19 protein-coding genes are annotated in these 19416 nt (G+C 38.0%); 10 read left to right on the top strand and 9 right to left on the bottom strand.

Translation table 11 applies throughout. The features are described from left to right. Positions 1-23: 23 nt before the first annotated feature. Positions 24-395, bottom strand: a complete 372-nt coding sequence (locus AS4_RS06690; RefSeq protein WP_096733625.1) for a DUF3144 domain-containing protein — start codon at positions 393-395, stop codon at positions 24-26. A gap of 88 nt (positions 396-483) precedes the next feature. Between AS4_RS06690 and AS4_RS06695 the strand changes: the two genes are divergently transcribed. Next, positions 484-1116, top strand: coding sequence for a hypothetical protein (locus AS4_RS06695; protein ID WP_096733626.1), 633 nt, complete (start codon positions 484-486; stop codon positions 1114-1116). Positions 1117-1268: 152 nt separating this feature from the next. Here AS4_RS06695 and AS4_RS06700 read toward each other — a convergent pair whose 3' ends face one another. Continuing rightward, the gene (locus tag AS4_RS06700; protein ID WP_034612195.1) at positions 1269-2240 is read right to left on the bottom strand and encodes a hypothetical protein; all 972 of its coding nucleotides are present in this window, start codon (positions 2238-2240) and stop codon (positions 1269-1271) included. 195 nt (positions 2241-2435) lie between these two features. Further along, positions 2436-3695, bottom strand: a complete 1260-nt coding sequence (locus AS4_RS06705; protein WP_096733627.1) for an MgtC/SapB family protein — start codon at positions 3693-3695, stop codon at positions 2436-2438. Positions 3696-3869: 174 nt separating this feature from the next. Between AS4_RS06705 and AS4_RS06710 the strand changes: the two genes are divergently transcribed. From AS4_RS06710 to AS4_RS06725, 4 genes are all read left to right on the top strand, one after another. Next, positions 3870-5627, top strand: a complete 1758-nt coding sequence (locus tag AS4_RS06710; protein WP_004820151.1) for a GspE/PulE family protein — start codon at positions 3870-3872, stop codon at positions 5625-5627. Positions 5628-5728: 101 nt separating this feature from the next. Continuing rightward, positions 5729-6088 (top strand): NirD/YgiW/YdeI family stress tolerance protein, encoded by a 360-nt coding sequence (locus tag AS4_RS06715; RefSeq protein ID WP_096733628.1) that lies wholly within the window; start codon positions 5729-5731, stop codon positions 6086-6088. A gap of 162 nt (positions 6089-6250) precedes the next feature. Beyond that, positions 6251-6916 carry a response regulator transcription factor gene (locus tag AS4_RS06720; protein WP_004721888.1) on the top strand — a complete coding sequence of 222 codons (666 nt, stop codon included), beginning with the start codon at positions 6251-6253 and terminating at the stop codon, positions 6914-6916. A gap of 41 nt (positions 6917-6957) precedes the next feature. Then, positions 6958-8292, top strand: coding sequence for a sensor histidine kinase (locus AS4_RS06725; protein WP_096735490.1), 1335 nt, complete (start codon positions 6958-6960; stop codon positions 8290-8292). A gap of 189 nt (positions 8293-8481) precedes the next feature. Here the strand turns inward: AS4_RS06725 and hemP are convergent, their stop codons facing one another. Beyond that, positions 8482-8652 (bottom strand): hemin uptake protein HemP, encoded by a 171-nt coding sequence (gene hemP / locus AS4_RS06730; protein WP_004721884.1) that lies wholly within the window; start codon positions 8650-8652, stop codon positions 8482-8484. Positions 8653-8792: 140 nt separating this feature from the next. On the opposite strand from hemP, the gene AS4_RS06735 reads away from it, so the two are divergent. After that, positions 8793-9704 carry an NUDIX domain-containing protein gene (locus tag AS4_RS06735; RefSeq protein WP_096733629.1) on the top strand — a complete coding sequence of 304 codons (912 nt, stop codon included), beginning with the start codon at positions 8793-8795 and terminating at the stop codon, positions 9702-9704. A gap of 26 nt (positions 9705-9730) precedes the next feature. Here the strand turns inward: AS4_RS06735 and AS4_RS06740 are convergent, their stop codons facing one another. Next, positions 9731-10315: a tetratricopeptide repeat protein gene (locus tag AS4_RS06740; RefSeq protein ID WP_096733630.1), complete on the bottom strand. Its 585-nt coding sequence runs from the start codon at positions 10313-10315 to the stop codon at positions 9731-9733. Between the two features lie 51 nt (positions 10316-10366). After that, entirely contained in the window at positions 10367-12760 is a 2394-nt protein-coding gene (mrcB, locus tag AS4_RS06745; RefSeq protein WP_035371136.1) for a penicillin-binding protein 1B, read from the bottom strand. 195 nt (positions 12761-12955) lie between these two features. Between mrcB and AS4_RS06750 the strand changes: the two genes are divergently transcribed. From AS4_RS06750 to AS4_RS06760, 3 genes are all read left to right on the top strand, one after another. Continuing rightward, entirely contained in the window at positions 12956-13858 is a 903-nt protein-coding gene (locus AS4_RS06750; protein ID WP_004721877.1) for an NAD(+) kinase, read from the top strand. A gap of 2 nt (positions 13859-13860) precedes the next feature. Next, positions 13861-14127: a YeaC family protein gene (locus tag AS4_RS06755; RefSeq protein WP_004721875.1), complete on the top strand. Its 267-nt coding sequence runs from the start codon at positions 13861-13863 to the stop codon at positions 14125-14127. A 229-nt stretch (positions 14128-14356) separates the two neighbouring features. After that, the gene (locus AS4_RS06760; protein WP_096733631.1) at positions 14357-14821 is read left to right on the top strand and encodes a hypothetical protein; all 465 of its coding nucleotides are present in this window, start codon (positions 14357-14359) and stop codon (positions 14819-14821) included. A gap of 27 nt (positions 14822-14848) precedes the next feature. Here the strand turns inward: AS4_RS06760 and AS4_RS06765 are convergent, their stop codons facing one another. Beyond that, positions 14849-15844 carry a glycosyl transferase family protein gene (locus AS4_RS06765; protein WP_096733632.1) on the bottom strand — a complete coding sequence of 332 codons (996 nt, stop codon included), beginning with the start codon at positions 15842-15844 and terminating at the stop codon, positions 14849-14851. A 420-nt stretch (positions 15845-16264) separates the two neighbouring features. Here AS4_RS06765 and AS4_RS06770 point away from each other — a divergent pair, with 420 nt between their 5' ends. Continuing rightward, on the top strand, positions 16265-17626 hold the full coding sequence (locus AS4_RS06770; protein WP_096733633.1) for a dicarboxylate/amino acid:cation symporter: 1362 nt from the start codon (positions 16265-16267) through the stop codon (positions 17624-17626). Between the two features lie 54 nt (positions 17627-17680). Here AS4_RS06770 and AS4_RS06775 read toward each other — a convergent pair whose 3' ends face one another. Both AS4_RS06775 and prfH read right to left on the bottom strand, forming a co-directional pair. Further along, positions 17681-18751, bottom strand: coding sequence for a hypothetical protein (locus AS4_RS06775; protein ID WP_096733634.1), 1071 nt, complete (start codon positions 18749-18751; stop codon positions 17681-17683). A gap of 23 nt (positions 18752-18774) precedes the next feature. Continuing rightward, a complete protein-coding gene (gene prfH / locus AS4_RS06780) occupies positions 18775-19365 on the bottom strand; it encodes a peptide chain release factor H (RefSeq protein WP_096733635.1) in 591 nt (196 codons plus the stop codon). Positions 19366-19416: the final 51 nt, after the last annotated feature.

The raw sequence follows: 19416 nt of genomic DNA on the forward strand, positions 1-19416 counted from the left end.
GGCTATTATAGGCAATCCAAGGGTTAAACGAAACGCTTTACTTCTTCTGTATCTGAATTTGTAAAATAGCTGTCAAAATTTTCTTGATATTCATCAAGATGATCTTCAAGCATGAGTTTAAATTGTTCTACATAATAGTCTAAGATGACTTGGCGATCCGCTTTAAAATCTGGCGCTTGATTGTAGGCACAAGCTGCATGCCAAATACTATAACGGGCATTGGCATACATAAATGAAGCACTGATCTTTCCAGGATGTGCTGTCAAATGCGAAACTTGATGATTTTGATCTGCAAATTGATTGGCGAGAGCAATAAATTCATCAGCACGCTCATAAAAGTATTCGTCAGATTCAACTTCTTCAGTTTCTTCAAAAAAATCATTATTTTCGGACATTATCATTCCTTTTCATAGACTTGTTTCATTGATATAACTATAGCATACTCAAATAGCCTAAGCTTAATAAATACTCAAGGAGTAGATAATGCAAGATGCGATTGCCATACAAAGCTTGAAAAGTGATATTGCATTATTACGCCAAAATATTTGGCCGCCTGTAGATTTGAGCAATGTTGAAGGTTTGCCAATTTATTATGGAACCCAATCCGCAGTAGAGGCCTACTATAAACAGTGGCTTGGATTGCTTGAAAGAGCACAAACCTTGTATCAACCTTTTATGCAGGATGAGGCTTTAGATGTGGCTCAATTACCCAGCCATTTAAATTTACCTTTGTTCTTTTTTCATGTAGATCGAATTCGAATTAATAAAACCCGTGCTAAAGAATCAAAAACTTTTCGTGGGATTGCTTCACTGGTTGAGAAATGTGGGCAATTTGAACCCAGCCAAATTAAAAATATGTCGCAGTGGTTAAACAGTGATGATACCGCAGCCTTGGTTGCGCATCGTGAATTCATTGATTTAAGAACCTATATTTTTCAGTATGGACAAAGTGAATATACGAGAACACGATTTTATGTGAATGGTTTAGTGCTGAGCACTGAAAAAGATTTTGAATTGGTCGATGCCCGCGATAAGCCACGCAAGCCACGTAATGATAGTTATGCTGATCCTTTAGCGGATAACAATCTCTGGAAAGTATTTGGTAAATATCGTTAGGCTGTTGTGAAATAGACGGTTGTAGATTTTGTTAAATAGGCTGTGATTTTTAACTTTGTTGTTTTTCTACCTATAAAATGAAACGAGTAAATTATTTTAAGCACTGACTAAAAATAAGATTTAGTCAGTGCTTTTATATAAAAGAATATCTTTTATTTTACAGCATCAATTGCAACACTTGCTGTTTTGTTAAACAGCGTACATTCTGACTTTAAGCCATTTAGATAAGCTTCTGCTAACTGCGCATTTATACTGTTTTTACCAGACTCAGCAACAGCATCTTGATAATCTCGTTCATATTGCTTAATTTGGTTTGCAAGTATGTCATATTCACCCGCAGTATAATAACTTGCTGGGTAATAGTCAGAGCCGATTTTAGCTACGGCATCAACTGATGTATTCAGTTGCATATCTCTGGATAAATCTAAGTTGAACTTTCCTAGCGCCGTTGAAATATAACCATCTTTAAAATATTTTGATGGGTCGTAATTATTCAGACGATAGCCTGAATAAAAATCAGCAAAGTTTGTATTTGTTGAAGAGGAAATTGATCGTAAACACGTTGATCCAGACGGGAATGTTTTACCTTTTAGTTTTTGCACATAATATGAAGAATAAGCGCCAACTACTGAGCTAAGTGCTATATTTGAACCAGCATAATGCTCAAATCCATTGATGTATGGACTAATTGCTTTGCCTGTTAAGTTGACTGTTTCAAATTTTTCAGTTAATTCCAATTGGTTATAGTTACGAGATGAATAGGGTGTAAATGTCCAAACTGTCGCTGTTTTCGATTTCAACGTTGCATATTGATAGCCCAAATCAGTTTTACTTTTAGGTGCATCATAGAGCCCATCTGTTGCTAGATAATCACTTAAAAGATCTGATGAAAGGAACTGTGTTGAACCATCTACGTTATATTCACCATTGATGTACATCTGCTTATTGTTAAAGCTAAACTTTACTTTAGTAAAGAGGTTAATGTCTTGAGTTGAAGCGCCAGTTTCATATCCAAACCATTCAGATTCGTTGTTTGTTGTATAATCCCCAGCATCTGAATCACCTCCACATGCGCTTAAAAATAATGAAGAAATGACGGCAAAAGACAGTAATTTAATTTTCATGAATTATTCCAAATTATAAAATATTAAAATTTATGAGTATAAAAATTCTCGCTGTCATCATATTTAAACATTTTATTTTTTCAATGTTTTTTTGATGAAATTTTAAAATTCTGTTAATTTTTATAATTATATATTGATCGAAAACTTAAAATGATTTTGCTGCTTTTCAATTTCATCCTTGCAAAAAAAGTGCTTTTAATATTGAAGAACCCAAACAAAAACGATGATAAACATCGTCATATGCAAAATTTGAATTGGAGCAAAGATCAAGGCATAGCGACTGCCACCACTTAAAAATGCATTGATCGATTTCGCAATGGCATGTGCTGCTAAACCTAAAACAAAGGCGAGAGATAAGATATGATTACTCGGTTCTCCCTGAATGACAATCGTGGCCAAAGCACCATGAATTTCAAATAATGAGGCCAAAAGCGTACCTGCAATTAAACCCGCATCACCCAATAAAAGATTTAGCCCATATACACCCGCCTGAATCAAGGTTAACGACGCTGCAATAATGGCTGCTTCTTTTAGACTAAACATACGACTATCAGTAAGTTGATTATTTTCAATCGGTTGTGTATGACGCATAAACCATAAGGCAAAAATGGTCAGGATCGCGATAGCGATTAGGCTGGGCAGTACAATGAGTTTGAACCAAGTAATACTGACACCAATCACAATAATTATGAGTTGTAGTAGGGTTGCCACGCAAGACATTAATGCTGCCCCTGCATTGGCTTTGGCATCTGCACGCCCATTTCTGACTTCTAATCCTAAGCTGGCAATGGTAGCGGTACTGGAAACAAAACCTGAAGCAAGCGAAGACAATAGCATGGCATTTTTTGATGACAATAATCGTTTGGCAATATGTGCAAGTGCTTGCACCGCCAAGATTAAGGTGAGTAATTTTAAAATAACATAGGGGTTAAGCACAGCACCCCACAAAGCTTTGTTTGGTGTCAGTGGCAATGCAATTAATAACAATGCCAGTAAGAAAATTCCATCTTTAAATTCAGATTCTGTAATCCATTTCCCAGCAATGCCATGCATAGAGTGTTTAGTCATCAACAACACGGTGAGGATGACCGATAAACCTGCGGCAAAAGAAATATTCCAAACGCACATTCCACCGATAAAATAAGTGAGGATAAATGCAATTTCAGTGGTTACACCGGGATCATCAGTTTGATTCTTTAAAGAATAAATGACGATACCACCTGTAATGAATGCACCCGCAATGCCAAAATAGGGACCAAACAAAAAGCAAACAGCGCCAAGTAAAGCGCAAATGGCAAATGATCTTAAACCTGCAAAACTATTTTGATTTTCACGTTGCTGACTTCGTTCACGTTCAAGACCGATAAGTAGACCACAACCCAATGCAGCCGCAATGATGGTGAGGAAATCGGTATAAGAGCCAAATGAAAATGGATATAGCGATATAAAATTCATAGTGCTCTCCAAATAAGACCATGAATTAATAGAATGATTTCAATGTATCGCAAAGTTTTAGAAAAACAAAAGTTTATTTTTTAGCCTTACGTTAAATACATTATTGAATTTAGAAAATCCAAGAAATACAACAATTAATTTTGTTATAGTAGATTGAGTTTCGGGGATATAACAATGCAATTTAATTTTGAAATCGATACAGCTTGGTGTTTAGAACAATTATTAAAAGATGGTCGTATTACAGAACGTGAAAAACTATTGGTACAAACCACGCATCGACAACGCGATCAGTTGAAGTGGCATCCTTTGCAATGGATAGCCAGCTTTAAGCTCGTCGATGCTAAAAATCCAGTTAAAAGACTGACATTGACCACACTGACAGAATGGTTAGCTGAAAAAGCCGAACTCAATTCATTTACAATTGATCCGTTAAAGGCCGATGTGACTTCACTGACCAATGTCATGTCGCAAGAGTTTGCAATAAGAAATAAAATTTTAGCAGTTGAGGTCAGTGCCGATAAAATTCTGATTGGTACAGCACAGCCTTTTATGACGGATTGGGTACATAATTTAGAACGTAGTTTAAGCCCCAAAAAAATTGAAAAAGTGGTGTTAAATCCTGAGTTATTACAACGTTATTTAACTGAGTATTATCAAGTCAGTAAAGCGGTCAGCAATTCGCAAAAATCCAGTGCCTATGATAAAGAAAATAAAGGTGTAGAAGCACTTTTACAATTGGGTGATACCCAGAATCCTGATGCCAATGATCAGCATATTGTGAAACTGGTCGATTGGGTTTTACAGTTTGCTTTTGAGCAAGGTGCAAGTGATATTCACTTAGAACCGCGTAAGGAAAAAGGCAAAATTCGTTTTCGTATCGATGGGGTACTGCATACGATTTATAATATGCCAGCCAATACCTTAACCGCAGTTATTTCACGGATTAAAATTTTAGGTCGTATGAATGTTGCAGAAAAACGTAAACCTCAGGATGGGCGTTTAAAAACACGTACACCGAAAGGGCAAGAAACCGAGTTACGTCTTTCAACATTGCCGACTGCTTTTGGCGAAAAGTTGGTGATGCGTATTTTCGACCCAGAAGTTTTGGTGCGAAGTTTTCAACAATTGGGTTTTGATGAACATTTATTGGCACAATGGCATGCTTTAACGCAACATAGTCATGGCATTATTTTGGTGACTGGTCCCACTGGTTCGGGTAAAACCACCACGCTTTATTCTTCGTTAAAACAATTGGCTACCGAACAAGTGAACGTCTGTACCATTGAAGATCCGATTGAGATGTTGGAGCCAAGTTTTAACCAGATGCAGGTCAATCAAGGGATTGAGCTCGGTTTTGCCGATGGTATCCGTGCATTGATGCGTCAAGATCCAGATATTATTATGGTTGGGGAAATTCGTGACCAAGATACTGCCAACATGGCGATTCAGGCAGCATTAACAGGTCATTTAGTACTTTCAACTCTGCATACCAATGATGCACCATCAAGTCTGACACGTTTGCATGATTTAGGCGTGCAGCCTTTTTTAACCGCTGCAACGATTTTAGGAGTATTGGCTCAGCGTTTAGTGCGTAAGCTTTGTCCACATTGTAAGCAAGAAACCTTTATCAATGAACAAGAGTGGAAGCATTTGACATTTGGCTATCAGACCAAAATGCCTAGTTTTGTATATAAAGCAGTTGGATGTGAGGAATGCCGTCAAACAGGTTATAAAGGTCGTGTCGGGATTTACGAGTTTATGCCGATTAGCCTTGAAGCAAAGCAGCGAATTAGTGCGGGCGTGACTTTAGATGATTTAAAAATGCAGGCAAAAAAAGAGGGTATTGAACCATTAAGAATTGCTGGTGCACGGAAAGTATTGGAAGGCGTAACAACGCTGGAAGAAGTCCTTAGAGTTGTGCCTTTAAATTAATTTTGACTTAAAAGAGCAAATGAAGAAATCCTAAGATTCACCTCATGTTGGTTTGTTTTAATGCTTCTATCGAAACGATGAACCGATATGAGGACACAACAATGAACATCATTGCGAAAACAATTTTAACCACAAGCTTGATTGGTTTAACAAGTTTTGCCACTGCAAACACAGCAGTAAATCAATCAGCGCTTACACCAAGTTTAACCACAGTAAAACAAGCGTTAACATTGAAAGATGATACCAAAGTGCAGCTTCGTGGCAACGTGGTCAAAGCAATCGGTGATGAAAAATATCAATTCCGTGATAGCACAGGTAGCATTACTGTCGATATTGATGATGAATTATGGCAAGGTAAACCGATCGCGGCAAATGCTACAGTGACATTGTTTGGTGAGGTCGATATCGACTATAAACCGACAAAACGTGTAGAAATTGATGTGGATGCCGTGAATTTTTAATTATTTTATCCATTAAAACAAATCACCGCAGATTCTCGTTATATTCTCTAAGACTACATGTGTATGCATGTGGTCTTTACCTATGTTCAACAAGTATGAACAGCAACAAAGTGCAGATTTTATTTTGATCAAGGCTTTATCTGCCTAAAAGAGAGATGGTCTATGCGAATTTTGCTCGCTGAAGATGATAGTTCACAAGCTGAAAGTATTAAATCTTGGTTGGAAATGGATGGCTACAATATAGATTGGGTCGAACGTGGTGATCATGCAATTTTAGCCATAGAACAGCATCAATATGATTGCATCTTGCTAGATCGTGGTTTGCCCAAAGCCACTGGCGATGAAATTCTTAAACTGTTAAAACGTCAATTTCCAGAAATTCCTGTGATTTTTCTTACAGCGAGAGATAGTATTCAAGATCGTGTGCAAGGTTTGGATCTCGGCGCAAATGATTATTTGGTAAAGCCTTTTAGTTTAGAAGAATTATCTGCCCGAGTACGGGCACAACTCAGACAAACCCAAGTCACAAATTTACATGAAATAAAATATGAAAATTTAGTGCTAGATACTCAAGCAAAAACGGTATTTCAAGATCAGCAAGTTGTTCATCTCACCGCAAAAGAATTTCAAATTTTATATAAATTGATGCAAAAGCCTGAACATATTGTGACACGAGAGCAATTGGAAGAATCTCTTTATGCTTGGGGGGATGAAATTGAAAGTAATGCGATTGAAGTTTATATCTATCAATTGCGTAAGAAGATCGGCGGACATTTGATTAAAACAATCCGTGGCTTGGGCTATCGTATGAATAAAGAGCAAGATTGAGTATTTCACCAAGTACTTTGAATGATTTCAATAGGATGAATATGACCCAGGCAGTATCACTACAAACCAAGCTGATTAAGACCTCCATGCTCAGTTCAATTGTGGCAGGTGTTTTTGCGCTGATACTTTTGGTCAGTCTTTCGATTTATCACAACATGAAGGTACAAGATGAAATCATGGATGAAGTTGCAGATATGCTTCTGATTTCAGATTTAAGTGCGACGTCTGGTTTTCAATTGGATGAGTTAAGTGATGAATTTGATATTCAGTACCGATTGATGAATGGTGAGGTGATGTTGACCCAATCACCTGAATTTGATTTGCAACAAGGGCATGACAATCTTCTGGCGAAGGGTGAAGACAATGGATATGCATTTATTTGGGCAGAAAATAAGCTGTTACGTAGTTACCGAGCAATTGATCAAGATTCTCAGTTAAGCGTCTATGTTGTACAGCCCTTAAGTGTCCGTTTTAAAGACTTATTGCAAAGTTTTATCAGCTATTTATTGGTTTTATTGAGTCTCTGGTTGCTGCAATGGCTGATTTTACATTTCTCTGTAAAAAAACAATTTAAATCTATTCAACTGCTTTCGACAGAAATTGCAGAGAAAAATGCCAATGATCTCAGCTTAATTCAGCAGCAGCCAGCATTTAAAGAACTTGAGCCAATGGTCAATCAGCTCAATCAAATGCTTGCTCGTCTGGATCAAGCTTTAATTGCTGAACAACGCTTTACCGCAGATGCATCACATGAATTGCGCTCGCCGCTTTCTGCGATACAAATGCGTTTGCAGTTATTACAACGCAAATATGTAGAGGTTCCTGAGATTCATCAGCAACTCAATAGTATTCAAAATGATGTGAATCGAGGAACGCTGGTCCTTGAAAATCTTTTGCTTTTGGCACGATTAGATCCAGCGGATGCCAGTGAATTACCGAAGACTTGGATAAGTCTAGAGCAAATGACTCAGCATGTGCTAAATAGTTTAGATCCTTTTATAGACGAAAAACAGGTTCAGATTCATATTCAAAGTGAAGATGTTCAGGTCTATGTAAATGAAGAATTACTGTTTATTTGTATTCGCAATCTTGTCGATAATGCGATTCGTTATACGCCAGTACAGGGCAATATTTATATTCAGATTGGACCTTTAAACAATAGCAATAGCTTTGAAATTCAAAATGATGGTGAGGGTATTCCTCAAGACATCTTAGATCGTTTAGGTGAACGTTTTTACCGAGCGTTGGGGACCAAAACACAAGGTTCAGGTTTAGGTTTGTCAATTTGTAAAAAGGTGATCGATTTACATCATGGACAGATTCAGTTTGCTGCTTCCAAATATGGCGGTTTGAGCGTTTGCGTTTATTTACGTTAAAGCTGTGCGATTGAATCGGGCATTTTTATTGAATGTTTAACATTTCATTGGATCGTTTTATAGAGATAGGGTGTTGTATAAAAATCAATAGACAAGCATTAAAAATCAGCTGACAAAATTAAAAAGCAGTATGCGCTGATTCATACTGCTTGTTCCCACGTTTTTTGTTTTAACTTAATGTTTTTATAGTTATTTGGTCAAAATTAGACGATTGTTACGTGTTAAACGTAAGCGATATTCTTCTCCAGCATGCATGATGCGAATTTCGCGCCCTAATGCAAATAAGTTATTTGAATGTAACATCGGAAGAGATTGGTGAGCTTCAGTGTTACGTGTGAATAGGCTAAAAGGTGCGTTCATTATTGTTACTCCGTGTGGGGTGCTGTCTAAGTGATTTAAATGATAATCATTATCGAATAGGTCTGTCAACGATAATTTTTATCATTTATAAAATTTCTATAATTGCTTACAATTCATTAAAAATTCAGGTGTCGATTTTTATGTCTAAACCCAGTATTCATGTGGCTATCGCTTTATTACTTTATCGTGGGAAAGTGCTGGTCGGTTGGCGCAATGCAGATCAGCATCAGGGCAATAAATATGAATTTCCTGGTGGCAAAATTGAAGCAGGGGAAACGCCTGTTGAAGCATGTCGTCGAGAGATCTTTGAGGAAGTGGGAATTGGCATCCAGCAATGGCATGCTTTTGATGTAATTCATCATGTTTATGATGATGTTGAAGTGTTTCTCCATCTTTTTCATGCCACGGTTCCTGAACAATATTTGCATGATATTCAGAAACCTTGGACATGGTATGGACGTGATCAACTCTTCGCGCTGAACTTCCCCAAAGCCAATCAAGCGATTATTCAACGCTTGTACTGGGCGCATCAAATTAAAATCTCCGACAATCTTTCAGCATTGAGCATAGAAAAAAGTCTAGATGACAACGCGCAATTTTTTTATTTTAGAACGACTGCAGATCAGGTTGCTGTAACACAAATTTCGCAGTTAGCTGCAAATGCCTTATCTCGCTTGATCGTCAATATAGAGCTATGGCAACAGTTGCCTGAGCATCTTCAAAAAAGTATAGCTGCTGTACATTATAAACAGCATCAATTGATGGATTTACACATCGAGCAGTTACCAATCGGTCTACGTTGTATAGCAGCATGTCATGATCTGGTATCTTTACAGCGAGCACAGACATTGGGTTTTGATGCTGTGATTTTAAGTCCAGTATTTGCAACCCAGACCCATCCTGAAGCCAATGCACTTGGATGGGAAAAATTTGCTGAATATGCCAAGACCTGTGATTTACCAGTCTTTGCATTGGGGGGATTAAGCCAAGCTGATTTAGCGATTGCACAACAGCATTATGCATACGGGATTGCTGGGATTCGAAATTTTTAATCGAGCAGAGATATTGGCTTAAACAGTTATAAACGTTGTAACTGTTTTTGCGCTTCTGCGATGGTCTGTTGATTTTTTAATTGCTGAGCAGCCTGCAAAATAACATTCCAAAAAGTTTTCTTTTGGGATGGACTTTGCGCATAACTTAAACCACGTCGCGCTAGAGATTCAGCATTCGCATATTGTTTCTTCTGATTGGCAATTTGAGCCAAATAAGAGAACACTTGTGCTGATTGTGGTGCTATACGTTGTGCATGGATTGCATAACGTTCAGCTTCATCCCACTGGCCCTTTTGATATGCAGTTCGAGTTTGTTGGATGAGCTGTTTAAATGCTGGGATATTTTCCCCATCCTCAAATTTTTGTGTTTGAGGCTTGGATTGTGGTGCAATCACGACAGGAACTTTTTCACGTTTAATTTCAGGGCGTTCATAAGGGGTAATTTTTACCCCATCTGGTGTAGCAACCCGATGGTCAGGTTGTTCAGATTTTGGCTTTTCAACAGATTTGCTCGGTTTAGAATTTTGTTGGGGCGTTGTTTGACACCCAGCCAAAGTTAATATTCCGCTTAAACTTAGAATATAAGCGATTGTGCTTACATTTCGTTTCATCACAAATTCCTATTTAAAAGCCAATTTACCCGTATATTCAACACGTTTAGATTAGTTGTTATAACTACCACTTGAGATCACATGACCTCTTGAGTCCTGATCTAAACTGTCTTCACTTTCGCGAATATAGTTTTCTATACTATCACTTGAATGCGGCTGTGAAGTGTTTTGTTGCGTATCAGGTGTGGATTGAGGATCAACTTGATAATATGGCATGCCGCACTCTGTCGCACGATTAGGGACAGTGTGGCGTAATAATGGAATATATAGTGCGCCTTCACAGCCTTGTGCTGAAAGCTCCCCAGTTCGAGAGTCTATCCATTGCCATGAAATATCATCTGTTTGACGTAAATTCACTGGTTTTTGGCGTAATTGCTTCATGACATTGATCCAGACAGGTAATGCACCTGATGAACCTGTAAGCCCAGTGATTTTATTGTTGTCTAAGCCTAACCACACCACTGCTAAATTATTGCCTGAATATCCAGCAAACCAAGAATCACGGGTATCGTTGGTTGTACCAGATTTGCCCGCAAGTTTGAGATCAGCAGGTAATGTGTTGTAAGCTGCTTTACCTGTACCCGCCGACATGACTTGTTGTAAGCCAAAGTTCAATAAGAAAGCAGCAGAAGGGTCTATGGTTTGTTGTACATTTAAACCAAAACGTTCCAATAAACGACCATTAGAATCTACAACAGTACGAATCGCTTTGGTTGGATATTTAAATCCACCTGTTGCAAAGTTACCATAAATACTCATCACTTCCATTGGCGACATATCAACCGCACCAAGGAAAATAGACGGGTAGTTTGGAATCTTTGAGGTCACCCCAAATTTAGACAAGTTATTGCTAAATGTAGAGATCCCAAATTCGTTCCCTAAACGCACAGCAGACAAGTTATAAGAGTTTGCTAAGGCTTGAGACATCGGAACATAGCCATGACCTGTTCCACTATAGTTCTTTGGTGTCCAGGTTTGATTACCACTGACAGGTAAACTAATTGGCGCATCTTCAATTTGTGATGCCCAGTTATAACGACCTGATTCCAACGCGCTTAAATAAATCACAGGTTTAAGCAAAGAACCTACTTGACGTTTCGCATCTACAGTACGATTAAAGCCAGTAAAGTCTTGGGTTGAGCCAACAGCAGCAATCAATTCGCCATTTTCAGGGCGAGTAACTAAAACAGCGCCTTGTAGGTCTTTTAGTCTTGCGGGGTTCGCATTGGCTAAACGGCTTACCGTTTCTCTAAAGCTCTTTTGCACTCTAGTTTGTGCAATTGGATCAAGTGTCGTAAAAATTCTTAAACCTTGGTTGGTTAAATCTGACTCTTGGTATTCGGTTTTAAGTTGACGACGTACAATATCTAAGAAGTCTGGGAAGCTTGCTGTACCTAATGTTGGTTTACGCACCACATTGAGCGGACGTGCAATTTCTTTTTCATATTGCGCTTGGTCTAAGTATCCCATCACCAACATATTGTTCAGCACAATATCGCGACGTTTTTTTGCGCCTTCAGGATTTTTCCAAGGGTTAAATAGAGTAGGCCCTTGAACTAAACCAACCAAAAATGCTTGTTGTGAAATATTTAATTCACTGAGCGGTAAGCCGAAATAGAATTGTGAAGCCAAGCCATAACCATTGACAGAATAGTTACCACTTTGACCTAAATTCACTTCATTTAAATAGGCTTCTAGAATTTCGTCTTTGCTGTAATGAAGCTCTAATAACAGCGACATCAGGGCTTCATTCACTTTACGTTTTAAGGTCTTTTCAGGGGTTAAGAAAAAGTTCTTAACCAACTGTTGAGTGAGTGTTGAACCACCTTGACGTTTACCACCAGTCACATTACTGAGTAACGCACGCGCTGTGCCACGGAATGAAATACCATGATGACGATAAAAGTTTCTATCCTCTGTAGCAATTAAAGCTTCAATCAAAGGTTTAGGAACTTTATTTAATTTAATGAGGACGCGGTCTTCATTGTGTTGCGGGTAGATACCACCAATCAACATCGGTTCTAAACGTGCGATTCCCGTATTGGTCGGTTTGGTGGCTTTTACATCTGTAACTGTATCACCAGCAAAGGTCACTTGTAGGACTTGTTCTGGATCTACACTGTCACCAAAGTCAAAGCCACGTGTATGTACGTAAATTGTATTCGGTTGGGTAATATAGGTTCCCGATTTGGTATAGCTATCACTGTTTTTATAACCGAGTAATTTGAGTTCTTGTTCAAACTCTATTTGGGCAATTGGCGCAGTTGCATAGATTTCTAATGGGCGAGCGAATACTTTCGCAGGAATATCCCAACGATTGCCTTCAAACTTATCTCGAATAACATTGTCGAGGCGAATTAAGTAGACGCTAAATGCGAGAAATACTGCAATAATTAATACACAAAAAATCAGTGCAATTAAGCCTATACCACGTTCGGTCTTCATATACAGATAATAATACCCAAATTTATTTTCGCTAATCATGCGAAGCTTTTCTTAATTTTGCAATAATAAATCTGTGAAATACACAAATTTAAAGGCTTTTTAAACATTCTCGTTATTTTTCGTATATGAATGATTTTATAAACATATACTGAGAGTGCTATTATATCTCAGAATTTCAGTGGAGCTACCGCATCTGTGCAAATTTCACCAAAGACCTTTCGTAATATCGGTTTAATTGGAAGACCAGATAAATCATCTGTGGTTGATACGCTTTGTCTTATACACGATCATTTATTAAGTTTGGGGCTGCATCCAGTTTTTGATACAGCTACAGCACAACTTGTACCTTATACCAATACACAAACTGTCAGTAAGAATCTGCTCGGTGAAGTGGTTGATTTGGTTATTGTCGTGGGTGGTGATGGTTCTTTATTACATGCTGCACGTGCCTTGGTAAAATACAATATTCCTGTACTTGGGGTAAACCGCGGTCGTTTAGGGTTTTTAACAGATATTAAACCGACTGAAGTGTTGTTTAAGTTAGATCAAGTTTTAAAAGGTGAGTTTCAGCTTGATCGTCGCTTTTTATTGGAAATTGAAATTCGCAGTAAAAATGAAATAATTTATGATGCAATTGCTTTGAATGATGTGGTACTTCATTCTGGTAAATCTGTACATATGATTGATTTTGAGCTGAACATTGATGGGCAATATGTTTATCGCCAACACAGCGATGGTTTAATTGTATCGACTCCGACAGGTTCAACGGCATATGCCTTATCTGGTGGTGGACCAATTTTACATCCAAGTATGGATGCAATTGCTTTGGTTCCAATGCACCCACATACGTTGTCATCAAGACCGATTGTGGTGGGTGGGCAAAGCGAAATTAAGATATTGATCCGTGAAAACCGGGTGTTGCCGATGGTCAGTGCCGATGGTCAGCATAGCGTTTCATTAAATGTCGGTGATAGTTTGCATATTCGTAAACATCCCTTCAAACTAATACTTTTACATCCACCAGGTTATGACTTCTATATGGCTTGTCGTACTAAACTTGGCTGGAATCAAGATTTTGATTCTTTTCAGCGGGATTGACCATGAATATTGAACAGATGCTTTCTATTTTAGATGCTGATATTGTTGAGCGTTTAAAAACTGCGGTAGAAATTGGTAAATGGCCAAATGGTGTGGCGTTGACTGCTGAGCAACGTCAAACCTGTATGCAAGCAGTGATTGCTTGGGAACATCAGAATATACCTGAAAAAGAACGTACAGGTTATATCGATAAAGGGCATAAAGAAGAAGGTGAGGAATGTGATTCGCATGTGCCTGAGCCAGAATTTAAACCGATTCGTTTTATCTAACTGAGCAAAAGATCCCTTGAATCACAGAGTAGTTTCACTTTGTGATTCAAACACTCAATTTAAAAAACAATAAAATTTAAACTGTTTCAATCATGATGATATTAAAACGATAAATATGTTAAAACGATAAATATGTTAAAACGATAAATACGTTCAAACGAGAAGTGCGTAATAAGGTGATAAAGATATTCAGCATGATAAAAATCTTAAAAACGATAAAGAGGCTAAAATGCTCAAGTTGCTCAAAACAATAACGCGACTAAAAACAATAACGCTAACTCGACTCAGTTTATTCTGTATCACTGCAATTTCGACCAGTGCATTCGCTGAGCGAACAAGTGATGCAAGACGTATTCAATGTTTATTAGATGTTACCGTAACCGCAAGTCAAAATTTCCAAATGCCAGTCACACAATATACATCAATTAAAAATGATGGTTATCCCATGCTGTTAATTGGTATCAAGATCCGTAATGCTTATACAGCCGACGCATCAAAAAAGATAAAAACCCATCATCTGTATTGTTTAAGTCTGATTGGTAAGCAAAAAGATGCTTATTTATCTGGTCCTTATCAACCCAATAATATCGATGTCAAAGTGGGTGATCAGTTGCAACTCATCAATATTCATTCTTCTGGGAAAAGTTATCCCTATTGGGCTGATTTTTATTTTATCCAAAAGCGTGATCAATAACGTTCACGCTTGTGTTTAAAGATGAAATTAGAAACGCGTGTTCCAAAGGTGCTTTGCTTTACTCATGGCTTCTGGATAGTTATTTACAATACCCATGGTATATAAAGCAATGCCCATTGTTTCAGTGATGGCAATTTCTCCATATTCATGTGCTTGTTGGCCTTCCCAAACCGCTTTAAAAACAGCGAGATCAAGCTGTTCTTCTGTGGGGCTACGGTTATCGGTTAATTTAGGCAATTCATGTTCATAAAGTTCACCATCTTGAATGCCACAGATGAGGGTTTTTGCATCAGGATTTCGCTCAAACTCGCCACCTTCACCTTTAATCACAGCACTATTTTTATAACCTAATTGAAAGGCAGCTTGTTGGTGTGAACTACGATAAGCAGGGTGGAAAATTGCCTGTAAGGTTGCTTTGGCATTGAATGGATTAATCAAACGAGCCAGTGTGTGAATCGGGGAGCGTAAACCCATCACATTTCTAAGATTGATCAAATCTGCCAAGATCGGAGAAATTACATTTAAAGGCAAATAGGCAAAATTTTGCGTGTCTAGTTGATGTTTGACTTGTGCTTCATTTTGGCAAATTGGAAAGCCCAAGTATTCTAAGACTTGTTCAGTATAGACACGGTTCATGGTATGGCCTGATGCACCATGCATCACGATTTTATAACCATGCTTTGAAAGTGTTAATGCTGCCAATAAAAACCACGGGTAATGTTTGCGTTTACCCGCATAAGATGACCAATCTAAATCCACAGCAAGTGGTTGAAAATTCAATTGGTCTTTGGTCGCTTGGACAAAACCTGTCAGTTCATCTACAGATTCTTCTTTGACCCGAAGCAACATTAAAAATGCGCCAAGTTGTACGTCTAAGACTTCATTTTTCAAAATCATTGAAAAAGCTTGATAAGCTTCATCATAAGTTAATGATCGTGCACCATTTTTCCCTTTACCGACAATTCGCACAAACTGCGCAAAAGGATGTTCAAAGTCTTTATAAAGATTGCGTTTTGTATTCATGTCAAATGGATCAAGGGAGAGGAGACAGTGGAATACACTATGCCATAAATGGATCTGAATCGTATAGATATAGACGATATTAGACTAAGGTCTAAGCATAAATTGCACAGATGTTAGGCGAAATTAACATTTGCATAGAGATTGATCATCAAAAATTAATTAAAATAGCCTTGAAGAGCGTTTTATTTTTTTATCTCCTGTTCTGTATTTATTCTTTTGGCCAAGGTGCCAGCGAGAATAAATCTTAAACATCGTCATTCGTTGTCATTGTTTTGGAAAACTGTCGTTTTCTGAAGGGATTTTTATTTGCTAAAAACCGACTTCCCAGAAGTTTTTATCGGGATTTTGGGCTGTGTCAGCAAATGGTAGCATTAACATTGGATATTTCTTCAAACAGAAATATAGAAAGAAGTAATTATCATGGCTAAGAAACCGCTGTATAAGTCACTCTATTTTCAAGTGATTGTTGCCATTATTTTGGGTGTGATTGTAGGGCACTACTTTCCAAGTGGTACTCAATTGATCAATGGTGTAGAGAAAAGTGTTCCTGGTTTAGGCGAACAACTCAAACCTTTAGGTGATGCTTTTATTAAGCTCATTAAAATGATTATTGCCCCTGTGATTTTCTGTACCGTGGTCAGTGGGATTGCGGGCATGGAAAGCATGAAATCAGTGGGTAAGACCGGTGGTATTGCACTTTTATACTTTGAAGTCGTGTCTACCATTGCCCTGATTATTGGTTTGGTTGTCATCAATATCGCCAAACCGGGCGTTGGTATGAATGTTGATCCTGCGACTTTAGATACCACAGGTATCAGTAAGTATGTGGAATCAGGTGCATCACAGTCTACCGTTGATTTCTTTTTGCATATCATTCCAAATACCGTTGTGGGTGCATTTGCAGAAGGTGAAATTCTACAAGTTCTTTTATTTGCCTTATTGTTTGGTTTTGCATTACATAAACTGGGCGATGCTGGAAAACCAGTATTAAGATTGATTGATCAAATTTCGCATGTGTTCTTTAACATCGTGAATATGATCATGAAACTTGCGCCAATTGGTGCTTTTGGTGCGATGGCATTTACCATTGGTAAGTATGGGATTGGTAGCTTAGCGCAACTTGCACAGTTAATTCTTTGTTTCTATATCACGTGTTTGTTGTTTATCTTTATTATTTTAGGTTCGATCAGTCGTTTCTGCGGATTTAGTATTTTAAAAATGATTCGTATGATTCGTGAAGAATTGCTGATTGTATTGGGTACATCGTCTTCAGAATCTGTATTACCGCGTATGCTGAAAAAGCTTGAAATTGCTGGCTGTGAAAAGTCTGTGGTTGGTTTGGTAATTCCAACAGGTTATTCATTTAACCTTGATGGTACCTCTATTTATTTGACTATGGCGGCGATCTTTATTGCACAAGCAACCAATACTCAACTGGATATTTGGCATGAAATTACCTTGCTTGCAGTCTTGTTGATTTCATCAAAAGGCGCAGCAGGTGTAACTGGTTCAGGCTTTATTGTCATGGCAGCAACTTTGGCTGCTGTAGGCAATATCCCAGTCGCTGGTTTGGCTTTGATTTTAGGTATTGACCGTTTCATGTCAGAAGCACGTGCATTGACTAACTTGGTGGGTAACTCTTTGGCAACGATTGTGGTTGCCAAGTGGGTCGGAAAGCTGGATGTTGATAAGCTCAATGATGCTTTAAATAACCCAGCTGAAGTGGATCGTAAAATGCTTGAAGAATCAAATCAACCTCAATTGGATTTGCAGAAGTCTTAATTTTATTGTGTTGTAAATCAAGGAAGCTCAGGCTTCCTTTTTTATTGCCAAAATTTAGATATAGCTTGTTTCATAAATGGTTTTATTTGCAAAAGACAGTAAGCTTTGTCTACTCTTATGCTGCTTTTGTGGACGTGAATTGTCGATTTGATTTAACAAGATTCGATCAGCAATGGCATAAGTCGTAATCTTCTTATCGCCTACAATTATTAATAAATTTTGATCAGCATATAAATTAAAAACTTGTTGAGTTTGTTCGGGCATTTCCCAATAGTTTGCTGAATAATCATCATCCCACGTAGTTTTCGCGAGTGAAAGAAGATGTATTCCTGATCGATTTTTAGGTTCAGGTTTAAGGTCAAACTCTTCTTGATCCCACAGTTCAATATTCCAAATGGCAACATGCTGATCATCAAGCCAGCACATTACAGCATTCCAGTTTTCTCGATAACATAATGTTTGGACACTTGAGCCATCTTCACTTTCAAAAGGGTTATGTTTAAACCATTGACTGAGTGACCAAACTTTGGGAGAAGCTACAGGATGCCATATCCAACCATCATCTAAAATATAATCATTGTTTGGACTGACATATAACGCGCCATGAAAGTAATCTAAATAGTGTTTAGGAGGTTCAGTTTCATAAGCTGCAATATAGCGCTCAGTCAAAAGCTGATTTGTGCTTAAATTAAATGCTTCAAGTCGATTCCAGTCACTTCTATAAATACAAATATCTTGTGAATTGAACTGTGCAAAAGCCAATGAGAAAGATACGGTATCTTCATAATAATTTTGACTATCAATGTGTAGAACTGTTTCCAGTGTTTGGGTATTTATTACAACTCCAAATCGCCCATGATCGATATAAACTGCGATAAATTTCCCATTGGCACTACATTTAATTTGGTATTTAGGGGTACCGTAATGACGGAGTTCTCGATTATTTAGAACTGGAAGCGGAAGGGGCGTTATGGATAACTGTTGTAATTGCTGTTGAGTTAAGTTGTAGCAATATAAATAGCCTTTTTCGGTGACGATATAAATTTTGCATGTATCTGCATCAATAGCTGTAATATCTAAAATTTCGCTATCTAAACTTTTTAAATTATAGTGTTTTTGTTTCATGTAATTCTCTTTTTAAAATATTTCTACTTCTTAAAACTGCGTAGAGCATTGCCTCGCTCGATCAACGCGTGTTGTAAATGTTGAGCGTGTTTCTGATGGGCTTGCTGGCTCTCCATCTGTTGTTGTAGTTTGAGTGCAATCAACTCTTTTGCCACACGTTTATTGGCATGTTGGCTCCGTTCAGACATGACCTTTACACTTATTCCAGATGCAACATGCGTTGCATGGACAGCAGAGTCGGTTGTGTTGACATGCTGGCCACCAGCACCTGAAGCACGGCAGGCCTGAAAAGTGATGGTGTCATCTGCAGGGAGTTGCAACGGTGTATCGAAAAGCGCAATACCTACAAACCAGTTTTTACGTTTATGTTGTGGACGAATTGGACTTTGAAAAGTCCATTGAATTGTACCGAGCCAAGTATTGAGCCATGTTCGGGCATCCTCATTGACACTGAGCAGTACCGAGGAATAACCATATTGAGTCGTATGGCTTTCAATTGTTTGGAGACGGATCTTTTTTGTTTTGGCTTCTTTGCGTATTTCTTCAAGCGTATATTTTACAGCGAGTTCACATTCTGCGGGTCCAAGCGCAGCACTGAGTTGGACGATAGACAATATGAGTGTTCCTTAAAATTAATGTATAAGTTCGAAAATCAAAAAAATGCA

The sequence above is a fragment of the Acinetobacter guillouiae genome (assembly GCF_002370525.2).
Classification (GTDB): Bacteria; Pseudomonadota; Gammaproteobacteria; order Pseudomonadales; family Moraxellaceae; genus Acinetobacter; species Acinetobacter guillouiae.

What these genes read in the sequence shown, in the direction of transcription:
- AS4_RS06690 (WP_096733625.1), bottom strand. Translation starts at nt 395, where the DNA reads ATGTCCGAAAATAATGATTTTTTTGAAGAAACTGAAGAAGTTGAATCT.
- AS4_RS06695 (WP_096733626.1), top strand. Translation starts at nt 484, where the DNA reads ATGCAAGATGCGATTGCCATACAAAGCTTGAAAAGTGATATTGCATTA.
- AS4_RS06700 (WP_034612195.1), bottom strand. Translation starts at nt 2,240, where the DNA reads ATGAAAATTAAATTACTGTCTTTTGCCGTCATTTCTTCATTATTTTTA.
- AS4_RS06705 (WP_096733627.1), bottom strand. Translation starts at nt 3,695, where the DNA reads ATGAATTTTATATCGCTATATCCATTTTCATTTGGCTCTTATACCGAT.
- AS4_RS06710 (WP_004820151.1), top strand. Translation starts at nt 3,870, where the DNA reads ATGCAATTTAATTTTGAAATCGATACAGCTTGGTGTTTAGAACAATTA.
- AS4_RS06715 (WP_096733628.1), top strand. Translation starts at nt 5,729, where the DNA reads ATGAACATCATTGCGAAAACAATTTTAACCACAAGCTTGATTGGTTTA.
- AS4_RS06720 (WP_004721888.1), top strand. Translation starts at nt 6,251, where the DNA reads ATGCGAATTTTGCTCGCTGAAGATGATAGTTCACAAGCTGAAAGTATT.
- AS4_RS06725 (WP_096735490.1), top strand. Translation starts at nt 6,958, where the DNA reads ATGACCCAGGCAGTATCACTACAAACCAAGCTGATTAAGACCTCCATG.
- hemP (WP_004721884.1), bottom strand. Translation starts at nt 8,652, where the DNA reads ATGAACGCACCTTTTAGCCTATTCACACGTAACACTGAAGCTCACCAA.
- AS4_RS06735 (WP_096733629.1), top strand. Translation starts at nt 8,793, where the DNA reads ATGTCTAAACCCAGTATTCATGTGGCTATCGCTTTATTACTTTATCGT.
- AS4_RS06740 (WP_096733630.1), bottom strand. Translation starts at nt 10,315, where the DNA reads ATGAAACGAAATGTAAGCACAATCGCTTATATTCTAAGTTTAAGCGGA.
- mrcB (WP_035371136.1), bottom strand. Translation starts at nt 12,760, where the DNA reads ATGAAGACCGAACGTGGTATAGGCTTAATTGCACTGATTTTTTGTGTA.
- AS4_RS06755 (WP_004721875.1), top strand. Translation starts at nt 13,861, where the DNA reads ATGAATATTGAACAGATGCTTTCTATTTTAGATGCTGATATTGTTGAG.
- AS4_RS06760 (WP_096733631.1), top strand. Translation starts at nt 14,357, where the DNA reads ATGCTCAAGTTGCTCAAAACAATAACGCGACTAAAAACAATAACGCTA.
- AS4_RS06765 (WP_096733632.1), bottom strand. Translation starts at nt 15,844, where the DNA reads ATGAATACAAAACGCAATCTTTATAAAGACTTTGAACATCCTTTTGCG.
- AS4_RS06770 (WP_096733633.1), top strand. Translation starts at nt 16,265, where the DNA reads ATGGCTAAGAAACCGCTGTATAAGTCACTCTATTTTCAAGTGATTGTT.
- AS4_RS06775 (WP_096733634.1), bottom strand. Translation starts at nt 18,751, where the DNA reads ATGAAACAAAAACACTATAATTTAAAAAGTTTAGATAGCGAAATTTTA.